This window comes from Streptomyces arenae, assembly GCF_022343545.1.
GTDB classification, from domain to species: Bacteria; Actinomycetota; Actinomycetes; order Streptomycetales; family Streptomycetaceae; genus Streptomyces; species Streptomyces humi.
On record NZ_JAKQYH010000059.1, the window covers coordinates 227,710 to 243,029 of the forward strand.

Sequence of the window (15,320 nt, forward strand, 5' to 3'; positions counted from 1 at the left end):
CAGGGCCGCTCTCCCCGGTGACGGAGCGGGAGCGGTGAGCGGTGCAGTGGGACACGACAGCGGAGCAGTCGGCGTTCGTCCGCATCGAGGTCCGCCATGCCAACGGGCACATCGCCGCACTTACCAATCCGATCATCCTCAACTGACTGCTCGTTTCATCGTGCAACTCGACATAAGGATCTACGGTTGCAAACCGCGCTCCGAGCATCGGGTCTCGCTCAGGTGGGTGTGGCGCGTAAACATCTGCGTCCAGCGAGGTGTGCGCGCCGCCACAAGCTGTTTCAGCTGAGCACGGGGAACATGTGATACATCAACGTAGTGTCTGGGTATAGGATTTGAGGTGTGTTCGCACCGAAGGTGCCGGGGAGAGTCATCTTGCAACAGTAAGGAAGACAGTCATGAGCGCGGACGGCGCAACCGTGAGCCTGCCTTCCTTCCGTGGACGCCGGAATCTTCGGCAGGAGATCACCGAAACGCTCCGCGGAGCGGTCATCTCGGGGGAGATGACGCCTGGAGTCGTCTATTCGGCCCCGAGCTTGGCCGAACAGTTCGGGGTGTCCCCGACGCCTGTGCGTGAGGCGCTGCTCGACCTGGCTAAGGAGGGGCTCGTCGGCGTCGTCCGCAACAAGGGCTTCCGCGTCACGGCACTCTCCCCGCAGGAACTCGACGACATTACCGAGCTCCGGGCACTCATAGAGCCGCCAACCGTACGCCGCATCACTGAAGCGGGCGTCCCTGCAAGGGCCATCAAGCGACTGCGGCCCCTCGCTGCCAGTATCGAAAAGGCGGCTGCCCGGCGCGATTTCATCGCTCACGTGACCATAGACATGCAGTTCCACCTCGCGCTGCTGGAACTGGCAGGCAATCCGCGGCTGGTGGAGACAGTGAAGACTCTGCGAACCAGCTCCCGGATTTACGGGTTGCGCAGGCTTCCTGAGGGGGAAGTCCTGTTCAACTCCTCACACGAGCATGCAGAGCTGCTCGACCTCATTGAAGCGGGTGACGCGGACGGCGCAGAGGCCCTCATGCGTCGCCATATCGGCCATGTGCGGGGTATCTGGAGCGAGGAAGCTCCGACTAACGAATCCGACTGACCTACCCGCTGGGGGATCTCCACCAACGGAATGTGAGGTCGAGCAAGCTCGCAGTAGGACTGCCTACAGGAGGGCGCGTAGTCGGTTCCGTCAAGGCGCTGGGGAGGGATGTGGACCTTCCCCTGATCCGGAGCACAGACGACCTGTAAGCGCTGCACGTGCCCGGTCGGTTCGCTGTCACCGTGACGGCGAACCGACCAGGCCCTTTGATCGTCAGGCCCGGGTCCGACACTGGCCAGAGTAGTAACGCGTGCTGGCGCGATGCTCCAGCCCCACCGTCCAGACCACTCCGCATACCATGCGGGCCGCTGTTACCGCGGCCCGCATCGCAGCGACACACCGAGCCAACCTCATCTGCCCTTTTCTATGTCGTGCCCCGCACGCTTCCGAGCAGAACACCGCGTTGGCTTGCCTCTCCGCCCTCGGCGACTCGCCGCAGACCGGACATCCCCGATGTTCGCCTCCACGCCCGCCGCCGGCACTCGCAACAGCCAGGGTGTACCCAACCGAACAGCCTCTACGGAGGACCAAAAACGGTTACTGGGCAGCCTCGGCCGCCTCTGCGGCGGCGGTCGCCTCCATCACGTTCGTCACCGCGTCGCTCGTGGAGACTGTGATGGCGCCCACGCCCGCCGGCGCGTTCTCTGGGAAGTGGCAGGCCACCTGGTGCCCGGTCTTCAGCGCGACCAGCGGCGGCTCGACCTCGGCGCACTTGTCCGTAGCTTTCCAGCAGCGGGTGCGGAAGTGGCAGCCGGAGGGCGGGCTGACGGGCGAGGGCACGTCACCGGTCAGCAAGATGCGGTTGCGTTCCTGCTTGCGTGACGGGTCCGGCACCGGCACCGCCGACATCAACGCGTTGGTGTACGGGTGCATCGGCGTTGCGTAAAGCGAGTCTCGGTCGGCGATCTCGACGATCTTGCCCAGGTACATCACCGCGACCCGGTCAGAGGCGTGACGCACCACGGACAGGTCGTGAGCGATGACCATGTAGGTCAGGCCCAGTTCCTGCTGGAGGTCATCGAGAAGGTTGACGACCTGTGCCTGGATCGAGACGTCAAGAGCGGAGACTGGCTCGTCCGCGACGATCATCTTCGGCTTCAGCGCGAGCGCGCGTGCGATGCCGATGCGTTGACGCTGACCGCCGGAGAACTCGTGTGGGTAGCGGTTGTAGTGCTCAGGGTTGAGACCGCACAGCTGAAGCAGGTCCTGGACCGCGGCCTTGATACCGTTCTCGGTCTGGATGCCTTGCAACCGGAAGGGCGCCCCGACGATCGTGCCGACCGTGTGCCTCGGGTTCAGCGAGGAGTACGGGTCCTGGAAGATCATCTGGATGTCGCGCCGCAGCGGGCGCATCTTGGCCCTGCCGAGGTGGGTGATGTCCACTCCCTCGAATGTGATCTTGCCTGAAGTGGGTTCCAGGAGGCGCGTGATCAGTCGGCCCATGGTCGACTTTCCACAGCCGGACTCACCGACGACGCCGAGAGTCTCGCCCTGACGAACGTCGAACGTCAGGCCGTCAACCGCCTGAACCGCGCCGGCCTGACGTTGCATGAGCCCCTTCCTGATCGGGAAGTGCTTGACCAAGTCAGCCACCTGGAGCAGGGTCTTGCCCTTCGAGGGGGTGTGCGCCCCGGGCGCCGGGACGGTCGCATCTGCCGTCGAGCTCTCTGCATTCATTGTCTCTTCGTCTCCTCGACTTGCTTCCGGCTACAGCCGGGGAGCGATCTCCTCGGTGAAGATCTGCTGACGGGCCTCCAGGGCCAGGTGACAGGCAACCAGGTGGTGCTCGCTCACCCTGGTCAGCCGTGGCACCTCCGAGTTGGACCGGCCGTTGGTGCCGCCCGCGTAGGGACAACGGGGGTGGAAGGCGCAGCCGTTCGGCAGGTTGATCAGCGACGGGGGGTTGCCCTTCACAGGGATCAGCCGGTCCTGCAGTTCACGATCGAGGCGTGGCATGGAACCGAGCAGGCCCCAAGTGTAAGGGTGCTCGGGCTGCCTGAAGATCTTTTCAGCCGGCCCCTTCTCCACGCACTTGCCGCCGTACATCACCAGAAGGTCGTCAGCCAGTTCGGCGACCACGCCGAGGTCGTGCGTGATGATGATGACCGAGGAGCCGAACTCCTGCTGCAGGTCCCGGATCAGGTCAAGGATCTGCGCCTGCACGGTCACGTCGAGCGCGGTGGTCGGCTCGTCCGCGATCAGCAGCGAGGGGTTGTTGGCCAGCGCCATGGCGATCATGGCGCGCTGCCGCATTCCGCCGGAGAACTCGTGGGGGTGCTGGTCCACACGCTTGTCCGGCTGGGGGATGCCGACGCGGTCCAGCAGTTGGATCGCGTGATCGCGTGCGGTCTTTTTGGTGGCTCGGGGGTTGTGTTGCCGGTGCCCCTCAATGATCTGCTGGCCGACCGTGAAGTACGGGTGCATCGCCGTGAGCGGGTCCTGGAAGATCATCGCCATTTTCTGGCCGCGGAGCTTTCTGACCTCCTCATCGCTGGCGCTGATCAGTTCCTGGCCGTCCAGCCAGATCTCGCCCTTCAGCTGCGGTCCGCGCTTCTTCCCGACGTTGCGGTGAAGACCCATGATTGACAGCGAGGTTACCGATTTCCCCGAGCCGGACTCGCCCACGATGCCGAGCGTCTTGCCGCGCTCCACCTCAAAGCTGATGCCGTCGACGGATTTCACCAGGCCGTCGTCCGTGGGGAAGTGGCAATGCAGGTCGCGAACGGAGAGGAACGGGGTGGTGCCGCTGTCCCTGGCTTCGACGTTGTTGGTCTTGGGGTCGGTCATGCGAGCCTCACACGGGGGTCGACGACCGCGTAGAGCACGTCGACGATCAGATTGGCCATCACGATGAAGAAGGCAGCGAAGAGTGTTACGCCCATGATCATGGGGAGGTCGTTCTTGGTTATGCCGTTCAGGGTGTCATAACCGAGACCGTGCAGGTTGAAGACGTTCTCCGTCAAGATCGCGCCGCCAAGCAGGCCGCCGAGGTCCATCCCGAAGACGGTCATGATCGGTGTCAGGGTGGACCGCATGGCGTGCTTGCCGATGACGGTTCTCTCGCGCAATCCCTTGGCGCGTGCGGTGCGGATGTAGTCCTCGCCCAGCACGTCAAGCATGGTGGCTCTCGTCAGTCGCGCGTAAGTCGCGGCGAAGAGGAACGCCAGCGTGATCCATGGCAACAGCATCCCCTGGAACCAGGCCACTGGTTCGCTGGTGAGCGTGGCATTAGGGTCTGTGGCCTGCAACCAGCCCAGGTTGTAGACGAAAATCGCGGAAGTGGCCAGGCCTGTGAAGTACACGGGCAGGGAGACACCGGCCAGGGCGGTCACCATGGTGATGCGGTCGATGGCGGTGCGCTTGCGCAGCGCGGAAACCACCCCGGTGCCGACGCCAAAGACCAGCCAGATCACGGCTGCGCCGGCGGCCAGCGAGCCAGTGACGGTGACGTCGTGGAGCAGCGTCGGCCAGACCGGGGCCTGGGTCTGTGTCGAGATACCGAAGCAGGGCGCCGGACACTGGATGACGTCGTTGCCGTTCGCGTAGGTGCGGCCAACCACCAAACCCTTGAGGTAAAGCCAGAACTGCACGTAGATCGGCTCGTTGAGACCCAGCTTGACTTTGAGGCCGGCAATGGCTACGGGGCTGGCGTTCTTGCCGATGTACCTCATCACGGGGTCGATGTGCTGCAACAGCGGCACCAGGAAGAAGATGCCAAAAGTGATCATAGCGACCACCAGTAGCATGGTGACGACGTTCAGCAGTCGTCGGAAGATGTACAGGAGCACTGCGCGCGGCCTGGCCGGGAGCCCCGGCCCCGTCCCCCTGCGGGGGCGGCGGCCGGGATCCGACCCGCCTTCACCTGCCTTTCGGTCTAGCTGTGCTTACAGGTGAGACGGCGTGTTGATCACTTACCGTCGGAAAGACCCAGAGCCGAGAAGTCGATCCCGCCGACCTCTGCATTGAACATGACGTTGGTCAGACGCGGGTTGTAGTAGTTGAGTGACTGCTGGAGTACGCCCGGGAAGCACACCGCCAGATCCATGACTCGGTGGTTGATCTTGGTGTAGTAAGCAGCGGCAACGGCCGGGTCGGTCGTCTTTGCTGCGGCGTCGATCCATGCGTTGATCTGCGGGTCGTTGACCTCAGAGAAGTTGTTGTTTCCGGACTGCTCGATCAGGCGGCCGTTGACCAGGGCGTTCAAGAAGCCAGAACCGGTCGGGTAGTCGAAGCCCCAGCCGACGACGTCCAGGCCAAGGCCGTGCGAGTGGGCGAAACGGGGCGAACCGATGGTGGACCCGGTCTGCGAGCCGTCGTACTGGAAGATCTGGGCGTTGATGCCGACGGCCTTCAGCGCGCCCTGGGCGGCGACGGCCTGCTTTACGTCCTTCGAGACAGTGGAGTTGGCCGAGATTGTGGTGGAGAAGCCGTTCGGCTGACCACACTTGGCGAGCTCGGCCTTAGCCTTGGCGATCTGCGGCTGACCGGCAGACAGACCGTACGGGTCGTACTTGTCCGCACCCGGGATCCCTGGCGGGAGCATGTTGGTGGCCAGCTGGCCGGCCCACTTGCCACCACGGGCGGTCTGCTGGTCTGTGCCGGACAGCGCGTACTCGACGGCCTTGCGGCAGTTGATGTTGTTGAACGGAGCGATCTTGGTGTCGATGGCGATGTAGCGGAGCGTCCCAGCAGGCGCGTCGACCGCGTGAGATTTAAGGGAAGGGGTGGTCAGGATCCTGGCCTGAGCGACTGTCTGGACACCTAGCTGCTGGGCGTCGAGGTCGACCGAGCCGTCGAGGAGGCGGCTGTCCAGATCGTTGGGGTCCGAGGTCACCGTGAACGTGATCTTGTCCGGGAGGGCCGAGTGCAGAGGGTCGGTTGCCTTGTTCCAGTACGGGTTGCGAACTATCTCGAAGCCCTTGTTGGGGACGTAGTTCTTGACGACGTACGGGCCGGTCGAGAGCGGGTGGTTAGCGTACTTGGAACCATCGTCCTTGGCCTCCTCGATCGGGGACCCGCCAGGCAGGGCCAAGTGGTACAGGAAGTCCGAGTTTGCCTGCTTCAGGTTGAAGATGATGGTGCTGTCATCTGGCGTCTGAATCGACTTCAGGCCCGCCGGATCCTTGTCCTTGTACGGGCCGGGGTAGTTCTGGCCTTCGTCGAGGTCCTGGATCAGGTAGACCGGCCCGTTCGGCAGGACGTCCTGCGCGAAGATGCGCTCGATGCCATACTTGATGTCCTTCGAGGTCACAGGGGTACCGTCGGAGAACTTGATGCCGCTTCTCAGCTTGAACGTGTAGGTCTTTCCGCCGTTAGTGATCGTCGGCATGGCTTGTGCCAGGTCTGGCTGCAGCTTCAGACCGGTCGCGCCAGGCTTCGGCGGGTAGCCGATCAACGTGCGCACGTAGAAGCGCTCCAGGTCCCAAGTAAGGCCGAAGTAACTGATCGCCGGGTCGAGCGAGTCGACATCCTGCCTGCTCCAGAGCTTCAGCGTGCCGCCGGCCTTGGTGGACGGGTTCACGATGCTGGTAGCTGCGGCGTTGAAGGACGAGCCGCCGTTGCTGGTGGCCGCGGACGAATTGGAGCCGGTACAAGCCGAGGTGGTCAGTGCCAGGGCCCCGACCACCGCTACGGCAGCTAGCGACTTGTTGTGTCTAATCACTTTGGTGTCACCTTCGAGAGTGCCCAATGCCCAGAGTTCGGACCCTGGCTGACTGATGGACGAGCCGCTGCTCTCCACCGGTGGGAGAACCGCACAATGCGCCGCCGCGGTCTAGTTGCCCTTCGGGTCGAGTGCGTCCCGCAGTCCGTCGCCGAAGAGGTTGAAGGAGAGAACGGTGATGAAGATCGCCAGACCGGGGATCACCATGTAGGCCGGGTCCACCGTGTAGTACTGAACCGAGTCCGAGAGCATCTGGCCCCAGGAGGGTGTCGGGGGCTGGACTCCGACACCGAGGAAGCTCAAGGCCGCCTCGTTCAGGATGTTGGTCGGGATCATCAGGGTGGTGTAGACGAGGATTGGGGCGACCAGGTTCGGCAGCAACTCCTTGAAGAGGATGTACATGCTGCCGCCGCCAAGGCTCCGGGCCGCTTCCACGAACTCCCGCTCACGCAGCGAGAGGGCCTGGCCGCGCACGATGCGCCCGATGTACGGCCAGCCGAAGAAGCCGATGACGAAGATCAGTACGAGGACACGCGGTCCGCTGCCGGCGAGGCCGAGGAGCTTGGTCGGCATGACCGAGATCAGAGCGATGGAGAAAAGCAGTTGCGGGAACGCCAGCAGGATGTCCATGACGCGGCTTATCGCCGAGTCCACCCAGCCACCGAAGAAGCCAGCCGCCAGACCGCAGATGACGCCGATTATCACCGTGAGGATGGCCGCCCCGAAGGCAACGATCAGCGAGATCTGTGCACCGTAGACGATGCGGGCGAAGATGTCCCGGCCGTAGGTCGGGTCGATACCCAGTAGGTGGGTAGAGCTCATGCCCCCGAAGGCGCCTTCCGGTGTGCCGATACCCAAGGAGGCGTCAAGAAGGTTGGTGTGGAAGGTGTCTGGGTTCTGACCCACCAGTGCACAGAGCACTGGCGCGAAAGCACCGACGAGGATCAGCAGGATCACCACGATGCCGCCGCCAAGGGCGACCTTGTCCTTCTTCAGACGGTTCCATGCGATGCGGCCCGGTGACCGTCCAGTGATCTTGACGCTGTCAGCGGCCGGGCCAGCCTGAACTTCCAGTGTTGCGGTCCCGGAGTCGTGGAGTGGCACAGTCATATGGAGAAGACCCCTAAGCCAGTGGTGACTGGCACACGGTGCCCGGCCGACCTGCCGGGACGCGCCCCGAACGGAGGAGCGTGCCGAAAGGCGCGGTCAGAGTTCACAAGTGGTGCCAAGTGCTTTGCAGAGAGCTGAATTTCGCGACGTTGCTTCGATACTGCTGCTTGAGCCGACGTCAATGGTGCTTCGGCAAGAATGCCGTGATTCCGTATTTGGAAGTCGCTGGTGCCCTCTCTCAGCCCCGGGGACTTGAGAAGTCCATCTTGTGGAAGTGCCGCACGACGATCGCCAGCGCCGAAAAGACGTACAGGTTCTGCATCGATTTTCTCCAAGGAAGGCGATCACACCGCCTCAGGCATCTGTGTAGCGCGTCCGTAGCTCGCCGCTGCCGTACCTGAGCACTTGACGCCGAGCGATCGGGGTTGAGATAGGAGGCTGACAGACCATCTATAAATCTGTCAATGGTATGGCGCGGTCACCCGTACGACGGAGGAGTTCATCGTTGAGCACACCCAGCCCCAAATCGACAAACCGCAGGAGGCGGCTGGTCGGACAGTCGGAATTGAGGCGACAGTAGATATTGGAATCGTTGCGAGATGAGATTGTTATGGGGCTTCTGGTTGCAGGGACTCAACTGAAGCAGGACGCACTGGATCAGGACTTCGGGGTGAGCCCTGGGCGGATTCGCGAGGCTCTCCGGGACGCCGAAAAGCGACGGCCTTGTGAAGTAAATCCTCAACCGTGGCCCGAAGCCGCGAGAGCCCGCCAGGAGGAACCAACCTGATCAGCTGTTGGTCCGGCGATATCTCTTCCGCCGTAACCGATGCCGTCACGCCGCGCATCGGGTACTGCTCCGTTTGCGTTGCACTGATGCTCGTGCACGCCCCAGTGCGCGGGAGAACTGAACCCATATCGGAAAGCAGGCGGACTGAGTCGACTACCTGGCCAACCAACAGCACCATCAGTGTGTCCAAGCAGTGCAGGAAAGGCGAGGCGTGACGCGGCACACCGGCAGCATCCCAGGTGCTAGGCGGCGGAACCTGACGGTTCGACGGCCAACCTCACACGAGATCACGAGCCTGGCGTCCTTGGCCGGCATGGCACCAGTCTTCCGGTCGTCACCCCAGTCGGGCCGTCGCCTGCCGTAGGGCTGCGAACAGTGCGGGATCCGTGCGCAGGTGCCCAGAGTTCACCCACTGAAGATCGAGATTGTCGCCGTAGACGCGACTCAGGTCGTATGCACTGACAGCTGGGGTGCACATGTCGAACCGGCCTTGCACAACCTGACAAGGAATGTGCCGAAGTGTCTCAATCCTGTCGAGGATGTGATTCTCCGGCACGAAGCACCCCTGAGTAAAGTAGTGCGTCTCCAGAAGGGCAATTGATAGCATGCTACGGTCTTCACGAAGCTCCGCTTCGAGCTTCGCGGGGTCGTACTGAATGGATACGAGAGTCATCTCCCAGAGGGTCCACTCAAAAGCGAATCGCGCTGCCTCGTCCTCATCGTCCGAGCGCATCTTTTCCGCGTAGAACCTCATGATCGAGGAGCCGTCAACGCGGTGTTCCTCGGGGACAAGCGAAATGAAGCGCTCCCACTCACCTGGGAACTGGTACCGCGGGAAGCCCTCATTGACCCATCTGTTCTCGAACTCCCGAACGAGATACACGCTCCAGATGAGAAGGCTACGGACGCGCTCTGGATACTCGATCGCATAGAGGAGTGACAATGCAGACCCCCACGACCCGCCAGCCACATGAACGGAATCAAGGCCGAAGTGGCCTAGCAGCTTCTCGATGTCGCCAATAAGGTGGGCCGTGGTGTTGTTTTCGGTGCTCGCAAACGGGGTACTACGCCCAGATCCGCGCTGGTCGAAGAACAGCACTCGGTGCGCAGTCGGATCGAAAAGAGCCTTCTGGTCATCTTGAAATGATGCACCAGGACCGCCGTGCAGGTACATGACCGGCGTGCCGTCCGGGTTTCCCCAGTCCTCCCAGTAAAGGTGGTGTCCGTCACCCACATTGAGAAAGCCGCTGGCGGTCGTGAATTCTGACACTCTCGCTGACGTACTCAAACGTTGACCGCCTATCGGTGGATCGACTGCGTGCCGGCGAATGACAATGGGGACCTACCCGGCAGAGCTCGTTCCCGCGATCGCTGAAGGCCTCCTGATCGAGGTGCCTGGGCCCTCGAGAGTGCAGTCGCTCTCAACAGCTCCTATGTGCGATCGTGCCCTGAGCGAATCGTGGCGCCGGAGCGTGCACTAGTGCTCACGAGCTGGCTTCGCCCGTTGCTTGCCCGCGTCGCTGCTTCGACTGCGGCGACGTCGGTAGTATGTTACCGATTATATCGTGCCGGTGCAATGTGAGTCGGGCTCCGCGCCGGCCTTTCACGCCCAGGACTCCCACTCCTCGCACAAGCCCTGAAGGCGACAGCAAGGCCCCAGGGTCGGATGACCTCCCGTGCCGCGCGCCGCCCGTCAGAGCCATCGCCAGAGCAGTGAGTATCAGGCTACGGAACTTGATCGAGCGGTTCGGTGCCCTTCGCCATGACAGATGGACGTCGGCACCAGTAGCCCTGGGCCGTGAGGTGCGCGCAGAGTGGCGGGTTGACCGACGCTGAGAGAACTGCGCGGGAGCGGTTACGGCACCAGGCCGCGGAGCGTTTCGAAGGCGGGCAGAAGAACGCGGCCGCGATCCGGCGTCAGGTGAGGGGGGGAGGTCCGTCCCGAGCGCTTCGGCCGGGTTGTCAGGCTCTACCCTGTGCGGTCTGTTATTGGTTCGCCGACTGATTGCTTGATCAGAGATACCGTGCGGTCCCGTTCAGGCTCCCAGGTATGCCTCGACGATTTGTGGATCTTCGCGTAGCTGGTCGGCAGGTCCTGCCACCGTCACGCAGCCGGATTCGATGACGTATCCGCGCTGGGCGACCTTGAGGGCAGCATGGGCGTTCTGCTCGATGAGCAGTACCGCTGTTCCTATCTGATTGATCGCTGTGGTGGCCTCCCTGCGGGACCACTGCTCGCTGTACATGGCGCGCTTCGGGAGCGCCGGGACGCCTACCGGCACAGCTCGAAGACCACCGTCCGGTACGGGGACCAGTCCGCGCAGCTCAAGAGGATCCGGACGTTCGACCCGGAGCGTCAGGGCCGGTCGGACGCCGGGCTACCCACGCTTCAAGGGCGTCGGGCACTTCGACACCGTCACCTTCCTCAAGGACGGAGACGGCTGCCGCTGGGCCCCCCGCAACCGCCCGACCCGCGTCCGCCTCCAAGGCGTCGGACACGTCCGAGTGCATCAGCACCGGCCCGTGCAGGGCCGAGTCAAGACGATCAGCTTGAAGCGTGAGGGAACCCGCTGGTACGCCGTCCTTGCCTGCGACGAGGTGCCAGCCGAGGAACTGCCGCCTGCTGGGGCGATCGGCGGCGTCGACATGGGCGTCGCCCACTTCCTGACCACCTCGGACGGCGAACACGTCGCCAACCCGAGCTTCCTCCAGGCGATGGCCGACGAACTCGCCGGCGCACAGCGGCACCTCGCGATGTTCCCCAAGCGCACCAAGCGGCGCACCAAGCGCCGCCGCGCGGCGGCTCGGAAGGTCGCCAAGCTGTACGGCAAGATCCGGCGGCAGTGTGCCGACTTCCACCGCAAGACGGCCCGCGCTTATCGCCGGCCACGACGTGATTGCGCACGAGCGGCTCAATACCGCGGGCATGACCAAAGGGCCCGCACCCAAGGCTGACCCCGGGCAGCCCAGCAGTTCCTGTCGAACAGTGCTGCCACGAAGGCCGGGCTCGCTCGCAGCATCCTCGATGCGGGCTGGGCGCAGTTCCTCGGGATTCTGGCGGACAAGGCTGAAAGTGCCGGTCGCCTCATGATCCCGGTGGATGCGCGCAACACACTCCCGCACGTGCTGCCCTGGGTGCGGGCACATCGTGAAGGAGAACCGCCTCACCCAGGCAAGCTTTCAGTGCATGGGGTGCGGTGCGGGTTCGCGGCGAACGCGGACCACGTCGGCGCGACGAATGTCCTCAGCAGGGCCGGGCCGGCCGCAATCACGATCATGAACGGCCATGGGGGAGGTGCTCCTCCACGACGTGCGGTCCGATGGGTCGGGGACGCCGGTGCAGAGCGAGTACGTGCGCCGACTCGGCGGGCGAGGGTGGTATTGATCGGAACGTCCGGGCAACGGGTGACCTCCACACCGTGCGCGGTGTGCTCACCCGGGTCGATGGGCAGGCGATAGCGGGTCTTGTCAGCGATTCAGTTGGCGACGTACTGGCACCAGTGGGTGGCGTAGCGGGGCAGCCGCTCGCTGGGGGCCTGTCAACCTTGAACTGCTTGTAAGCAGCAGACACCGCGAGCAGGGCGCAGCATCGTCGAGGTCATTGGCGTATGTATGCCTCCCGCTCCTTCGCAGTCCAGGCGGAGACGTTGCGGTCCTGGACCTCGGCAGGTTCCGGAGTATCCGGCGAGACCTGTCGGGCAGTGCGTCCACGGATTGTCGGTGTGGTCAGTCTCGCCGGACCCGTTGTTGATCGTAGAGATCCAGGGCTGGAGTTGAGTCCGAGTGCTCACAGGACGGGGTCGTCGAACTGGGCGAGCAGCGCGTCCGTCAGTGCATCGCTTGTAGGCGTGGCAGCGGTGTCGTGGAGGAACTGTTCGGCCCAGATGACCTTGCCGCGCCGGGTGTACCGGGTTCCCCACCGTTGTGCGAACTGTGCCACCAGGAACAGCCCGCGCCCGCCCTCGTCTGTGGCTGCCGCCCGTCGCAGATGCGGGGATGTGCTGCTGCCGTCCGACACCTCGCAGGTCAGATTGCGGTCGTACAGCAGCCGCACCGTGATCGGCGGCGCCCCGTACCGGATGGCGTTCGTGATCAGCTCACTGAGGATCAGCTCTGTGGTGAATCCAAGCTCCTCGAGCCCCCATGCTTTCAGTCGAGCTCCGCATTCGGCACGCGCCGGCGCCACTGCCGCAGGGTCAGGCGGCACGTCCCACTGCGCCACCTTCGACGGCGTGAGTAGCCGGGTGTGTGCCACCAGCAGCGCGATGTCATCGGACGGGTGCGCGGGCAGCATTGTGTCGATCACCGCCTGACAGACCTGCTCGGAGGTACGCCCCGCTACGTTCTCCAACACCCCGCGCAGCACGTCGAGTCCGCTCTCGATGTCCCGGTCCCGGCTCTCGACCAGCCCATCGGTGAACAGCACGAGGTGTGAGCCCTCGGGCAGGCGCAGTTCGACGGTTTCGAAGGGGTGACCCCCCAGGCCGAGCGGAGGGGAAGCTGAAACCTCGGGGTATGTGACGGTCCCGTCGGGATGCACCACTGCTGGAGTCGGATGTCCCGCGCGCGCAATCGTGCACAGCCCTGTCACCGAGTCGTAGATCGCGTACAGGCATGTTGCCCCTGTCACCCCTTCGATCTCCCGGCCCTCTGGGTCTTCTACGGTGAACTCGTCGCTGTCGATCCGGTTGACCACGTCGTCCAGGTGGGCCAGCAACTCGTCGGGGGGCAGGTCGAGGGCGGAGAAGTTGTGCACTGCAGTACGCAGTCGGCCCATCGTTGCCGCCGCATGTAGTCCATGACCGACGACGTCGCCGACTACCAGCGCCGCCCGGGCCCCGGGCAGGGGAAGGACGTCGAACCAGTCGCCGCCCACTCCCGCTTCCGCCGGAAGGTACCGCCAGGCTACGTCCAGTGCATCCTGCTCCGGCAGCTTCCGTGGCAGGAGACTGCGCTGAAGGGTCACGGCCATCGCGTGCTCCCGTGTGAACCGGCGGGCGTTGTCGATGCATACAGCCGCGATGGCTGCCAGTTCCTCCGCGAAGGACAAGTCCTCTTCCTCGAAGGCTGGTGACTGCCCCATGCGCCAGAAGCTCGCCATCCCGAGTACCACGCCGCGCGCCTGCAGCGGCACCGTCATCAGGGAATGCAATCCCAGTGTCAGCGCTTTTTGCGTCCGGTCCGGATCCTGTTCCTGCCACCCGTGCGCCTGCCACAGATTCTCCTCCAGCACCGCCCGCCCGAGCTCGAGTGCCCGCATCTGCGGCGCCGTCGGCACGAAGGTGATCAACTCGCCGGCCGGGTAGAAAGGCAAGGCATCGTGGGAGCCGCTGATGGCCGTGCGCCGCATCTGCCGCCATGTGTCGCGCGCCGGCTCCTGCCCGTGCGTCACCACATCCAGTAGATCCACCACGGCGATGTCGGCGAACCGCGGCACCGCCACGTCCGACAGCTCCTGTGCGGTGCGCGTCACATCCAGCGTCGTGCCGATCCCTATCCCCGCGTCGTACAGCAGATTCAGCCGCCCTCGTGCCACCTCCGCCCGTCCCGAGACCGTCGCCAGCTCCGTGGTGTCCCGCAGTGTCACCACACAGCCAGCCTCCCCGTACGGGGCCGTGGGCCGTTTGTTCACCGCCAGCAGCCGGTCGCCCGCCAGATGCACCGCATCCGTGACGGGCTCGTCCGACGACAGCAGCCGCGAGGTCTCCGCATCGAGCTCCAGATCCGTTACGTGTCGTCGCTCCGCGTCTGCAGGCAGGCTCAGCAGCCGCCGCGCCTCATCGTTCGCCAGCAGCAGTTGCTCTCCCGAATTGATGATCAGCACGCCCTCGCGCACCGCGTGCAGTACCGCATCGTGGTGCTCGTACATCCGCGTCATCTCAGTCGGCCCCAGGCCGTGGGTCTGCCGTCGCAGCCGCCTGGACACCAGCCCCGTTCCGGCAGTGGACAGGGCGAGCGCGGCTGCGCCGGCGCCAAGGATGATTGGCAGCTGCTGATGGACTGGGACAGCCACGCTCTGAACCGTGAGTCCGGCTGACACCATGCCGACGACCGAGCCGTTCGCATCGAAGACCGGAACCACCGACTGTACGACCGTGGCGCGTTTCCCGGGTGCCACCGGCCCTGTGGCCGTCTCGACAGTGACGCGGCCGGCCAACGACGGCTTGATAGTGCCGATGAACTTCTTCCCGATCTGCGTGGGATCGGGCTGCGTGTAGCGGATTCCATCTCTGTTCATGACAACGATGAAGTCGATGGCCGCTCTCTTGCGGGCCGTCTCCGTGCGCGGCTGCAGCACGGCTGTCGGATCCGGGCTTTGCAAGGCCTCAACCGTGCCCGGGGCGTTCGCGAAGGCTTCCGCCGCGGCAACTGACTGGAGCTCGGCTTGTTTCTCACTGTCACGCCCTGCCTGGAGGACGAGGGCAGCCATTGCGGCTGCGGCCAGGAGCATCACGATCGCGACTTGCAGAACAAAGACCTGCCCGGCGGCGCTGTGCAGGTTCAGGAGGGACCTCAGTCCCGACCCTGAACGGGTGCCTGTACTCGGCGGCCTGCTAGGACGACGCGGAAAGCGATGTTTCGAGCGCGAAAGCTTCATGAGGAATCGTCTCCGCTCCGGAGCAGGGACGGGCCGCCGCACCCCCTCCCCGGTTCCCGCTGGCGAAAC

12 protein-coding genes and 1 pseudogene are annotated in these 15,320 nt (G+C 64.2%); 4 read left to right on the top strand and 9 right to left on the bottom strand.

What is annotated here, in order from left to right; translation table 11 throughout:
- The first annotated feature begins 398 nt into the window (after positions 1 to 398).
- On the top strand, positions 399 to 1,094 hold the full coding sequence (locus MB828_RS27180; RefSeq protein WP_301650523.1) for a GntR family transcriptional regulator: 696 nt from the start codon (positions 399 to 401) through the stop codon (positions 1,092 to 1,094).
- A 213-nt stretch (positions 1,095 to 1,307) separates the two neighbouring features.
- Here MB828_RS27180 and MB828_RS46950 read toward each other — a convergent pair whose 3' ends face one another.
- The 6 genes from MB828_RS46950 to MB828_RS27205 form a co-directional block, all read right to left on the bottom strand.
- Complete coding sequence (locus MB828_RS46950; RefSeq protein WP_430381427.1) at positions 1,308 to 1,625, bottom strand: DUF2116 family Zn-ribbon domain-containing protein; 318 nt, start codon at positions 1,623 to 1,625, stop codon at positions 1,308 to 1,310.
- Between the two features lie 6 nt (positions 1,626 to 1,631).
- Positions 1,632 to 2,771 (bottom strand): ABC transporter ATP-binding protein, encoded by a 1,140-nt coding sequence (locus tag MB828_RS27185; protein WP_301650524.1) that lies wholly within the window; start codon positions 2,769 to 2,771, stop codon positions 1,632 to 1,634.
- A 30-nt stretch (positions 2,772 to 2,801) separates the two neighbouring features.
- Positions 2,802 to 3,881 (bottom strand): ABC transporter ATP-binding protein, encoded by a 1,080-nt coding sequence (locus tag MB828_RS27190; RefSeq protein WP_301650525.1) that lies wholly within the window; start codon positions 3,879 to 3,881, stop codon positions 2,802 to 2,804.
- On the bottom strand, positions 3,878 to 4,882 hold the full coding sequence (locus tag MB828_RS27195; RefSeq protein WP_301650526.1) for an ABC transporter permease: 1,005 nt from the start codon (positions 4,880 to 4,882) through the stop codon (positions 3,878 to 3,880). The genes MB828_RS27190 and MB828_RS27195 overlap by 4 nt, the downstream gene beginning before the upstream one ends.
- A gap of 119 nt (positions 4,883 to 5,001) precedes the next feature.
- Positions 5,002 to 6,756, bottom strand: a complete 1,755-nt coding sequence (locus MB828_RS27200) for an ABC transporter substrate-binding protein (RefSeq protein WP_301650527.1) — start codon at positions 6,754 to 6,756, stop codon at positions 5,002 to 5,004.
- Positions 6,757 to 6,867: 111 nt separating this feature from the next.
- Positions 6,868 to 7,866 carry an ABC transporter permease gene (locus tag MB828_RS27205; RefSeq protein WP_301650528.1) on the bottom strand — a complete coding sequence of 333 codons (999 nt, stop codon included), beginning with the start codon at positions 7,864 to 7,866 and terminating at the stop codon, positions 6,868 to 6,870.
- A gap of 592 nt (positions 7,867 to 8,458) precedes the next feature.
- Here MB828_RS27205 and MB828_RS46955 point away from each other — a divergent pair.
- On the top strand, positions 8,459 to 8,653 hold the full coding sequence (locus MB828_RS46955; protein ID WP_430381428.1) for a hypothetical protein: 195 nt from the start codon (positions 8,459 to 8,461) through the stop codon (positions 8,651 to 8,653).
- A 334-nt stretch (positions 8,654 to 8,987) separates the two neighbouring features.
- On the opposite strand, the gene pip is transcribed toward MB828_RS46955, so the two are convergent.
- Positions 8,988 to 9,923 (bottom strand): prolyl aminopeptidase, encoded by a 936-nt coding sequence (pip, locus tag MB828_RS27210; protein ID WP_301650529.1) that lies wholly within the window; start codon positions 9,921 to 9,923, stop codon positions 8,988 to 8,990.
- Between the two features lie 528 nt (positions 9,924 to 10,451).
- Between pip and MB828_RS46960 the strand changes: the two are divergent.
- A pseudogene (locus MB828_RS46960) lies at positions 10,452 to 10,568 on the top strand (IS630 family transposase); the annotation flags it as partial.
- 121 nt (positions 10,569 to 10,689) lie between these two features.
- Here the strand turns inward: MB828_RS46960 and MB828_RS46965 are convergent.
- On the bottom strand, positions 10,690 to 10,899 hold the full coding sequence (locus MB828_RS46965) for a hypothetical protein (RefSeq protein ID WP_430381429.1): 210 nt from the start codon (positions 10,897 to 10,899) through the stop codon (positions 10,690 to 10,692).
- 277 nt (positions 10,900 to 11,176) lie between these two features.
- Here MB828_RS46965 and MB828_RS46970 point away from each other — a divergent pair, with 277 nt between their 5' ends.
- The gene (locus tag MB828_RS46970; RefSeq protein ID WP_430381430.1) at positions 11,177 to 11,608 is read left to right on the top strand and encodes a transposase; all 432 of its coding nucleotides are present in this window, start codon (positions 11,177 to 11,179) and stop codon (positions 11,606 to 11,608) included.
- Between the two features lie 832 nt (positions 11,609 to 12,440).
- Here the strand turns inward: MB828_RS46970 and MB828_RS27220 are convergent.
- Positions 12,441 to 15,251, bottom strand: coding sequence for a SpoIIE family protein phosphatase (locus MB828_RS27220; RefSeq protein WP_430381431.1), 2,811 nt, complete (start codon positions 15,249 to 15,251; stop codon positions 12,441 to 12,443).
- Between the last annotated feature and the right edge of the window lie 69 nt (positions 15,252 to 15,320).

Excerpts from the sequence above, each read along its gene's own strand:
- MB828_RS27180 (WP_301650523.1), top strand. The coding sequence starts at position 399 with ATGAGCGCGGACGGCGCAACCGTGAGCCTGCCTTCCTTCCGTGGACGC.
- MB828_RS27185 (WP_301650524.1), bottom strand. The coding sequence starts at position 2,771 with ATGAATGCAGAGAGCTCGACGGCAGATGCGACCGTCCCGGCGCCCGGG.
- MB828_RS27190 (WP_301650525.1), bottom strand. The coding sequence starts at position 3,881 with ATGACCGACCCCAAGACCAACAACGTCGAAGCCAGGGACAGCGGCACC.
- MB828_RS27205 (WP_301650528.1), bottom strand. The coding sequence starts at position 7,866 with ATGACTGTGCCACTCCACGACTCCGGGACCGCAACACTGGAAGTTCAG.
- MB828_RS46965 (WP_430381429.1), bottom strand. The coding sequence starts at position 10,899 with ATGTACAGCGAGCAGTGGTCCCGCAGGGAGGCCACCACAGCGATCAAT.
- MB828_RS27220 (WP_430381431.1), bottom strand. The coding sequence starts at position 15,251 with ATGAAGCTTTCGCGCTCGAAACATCGCTTTCCGCGTCGTCCTAGCAGG.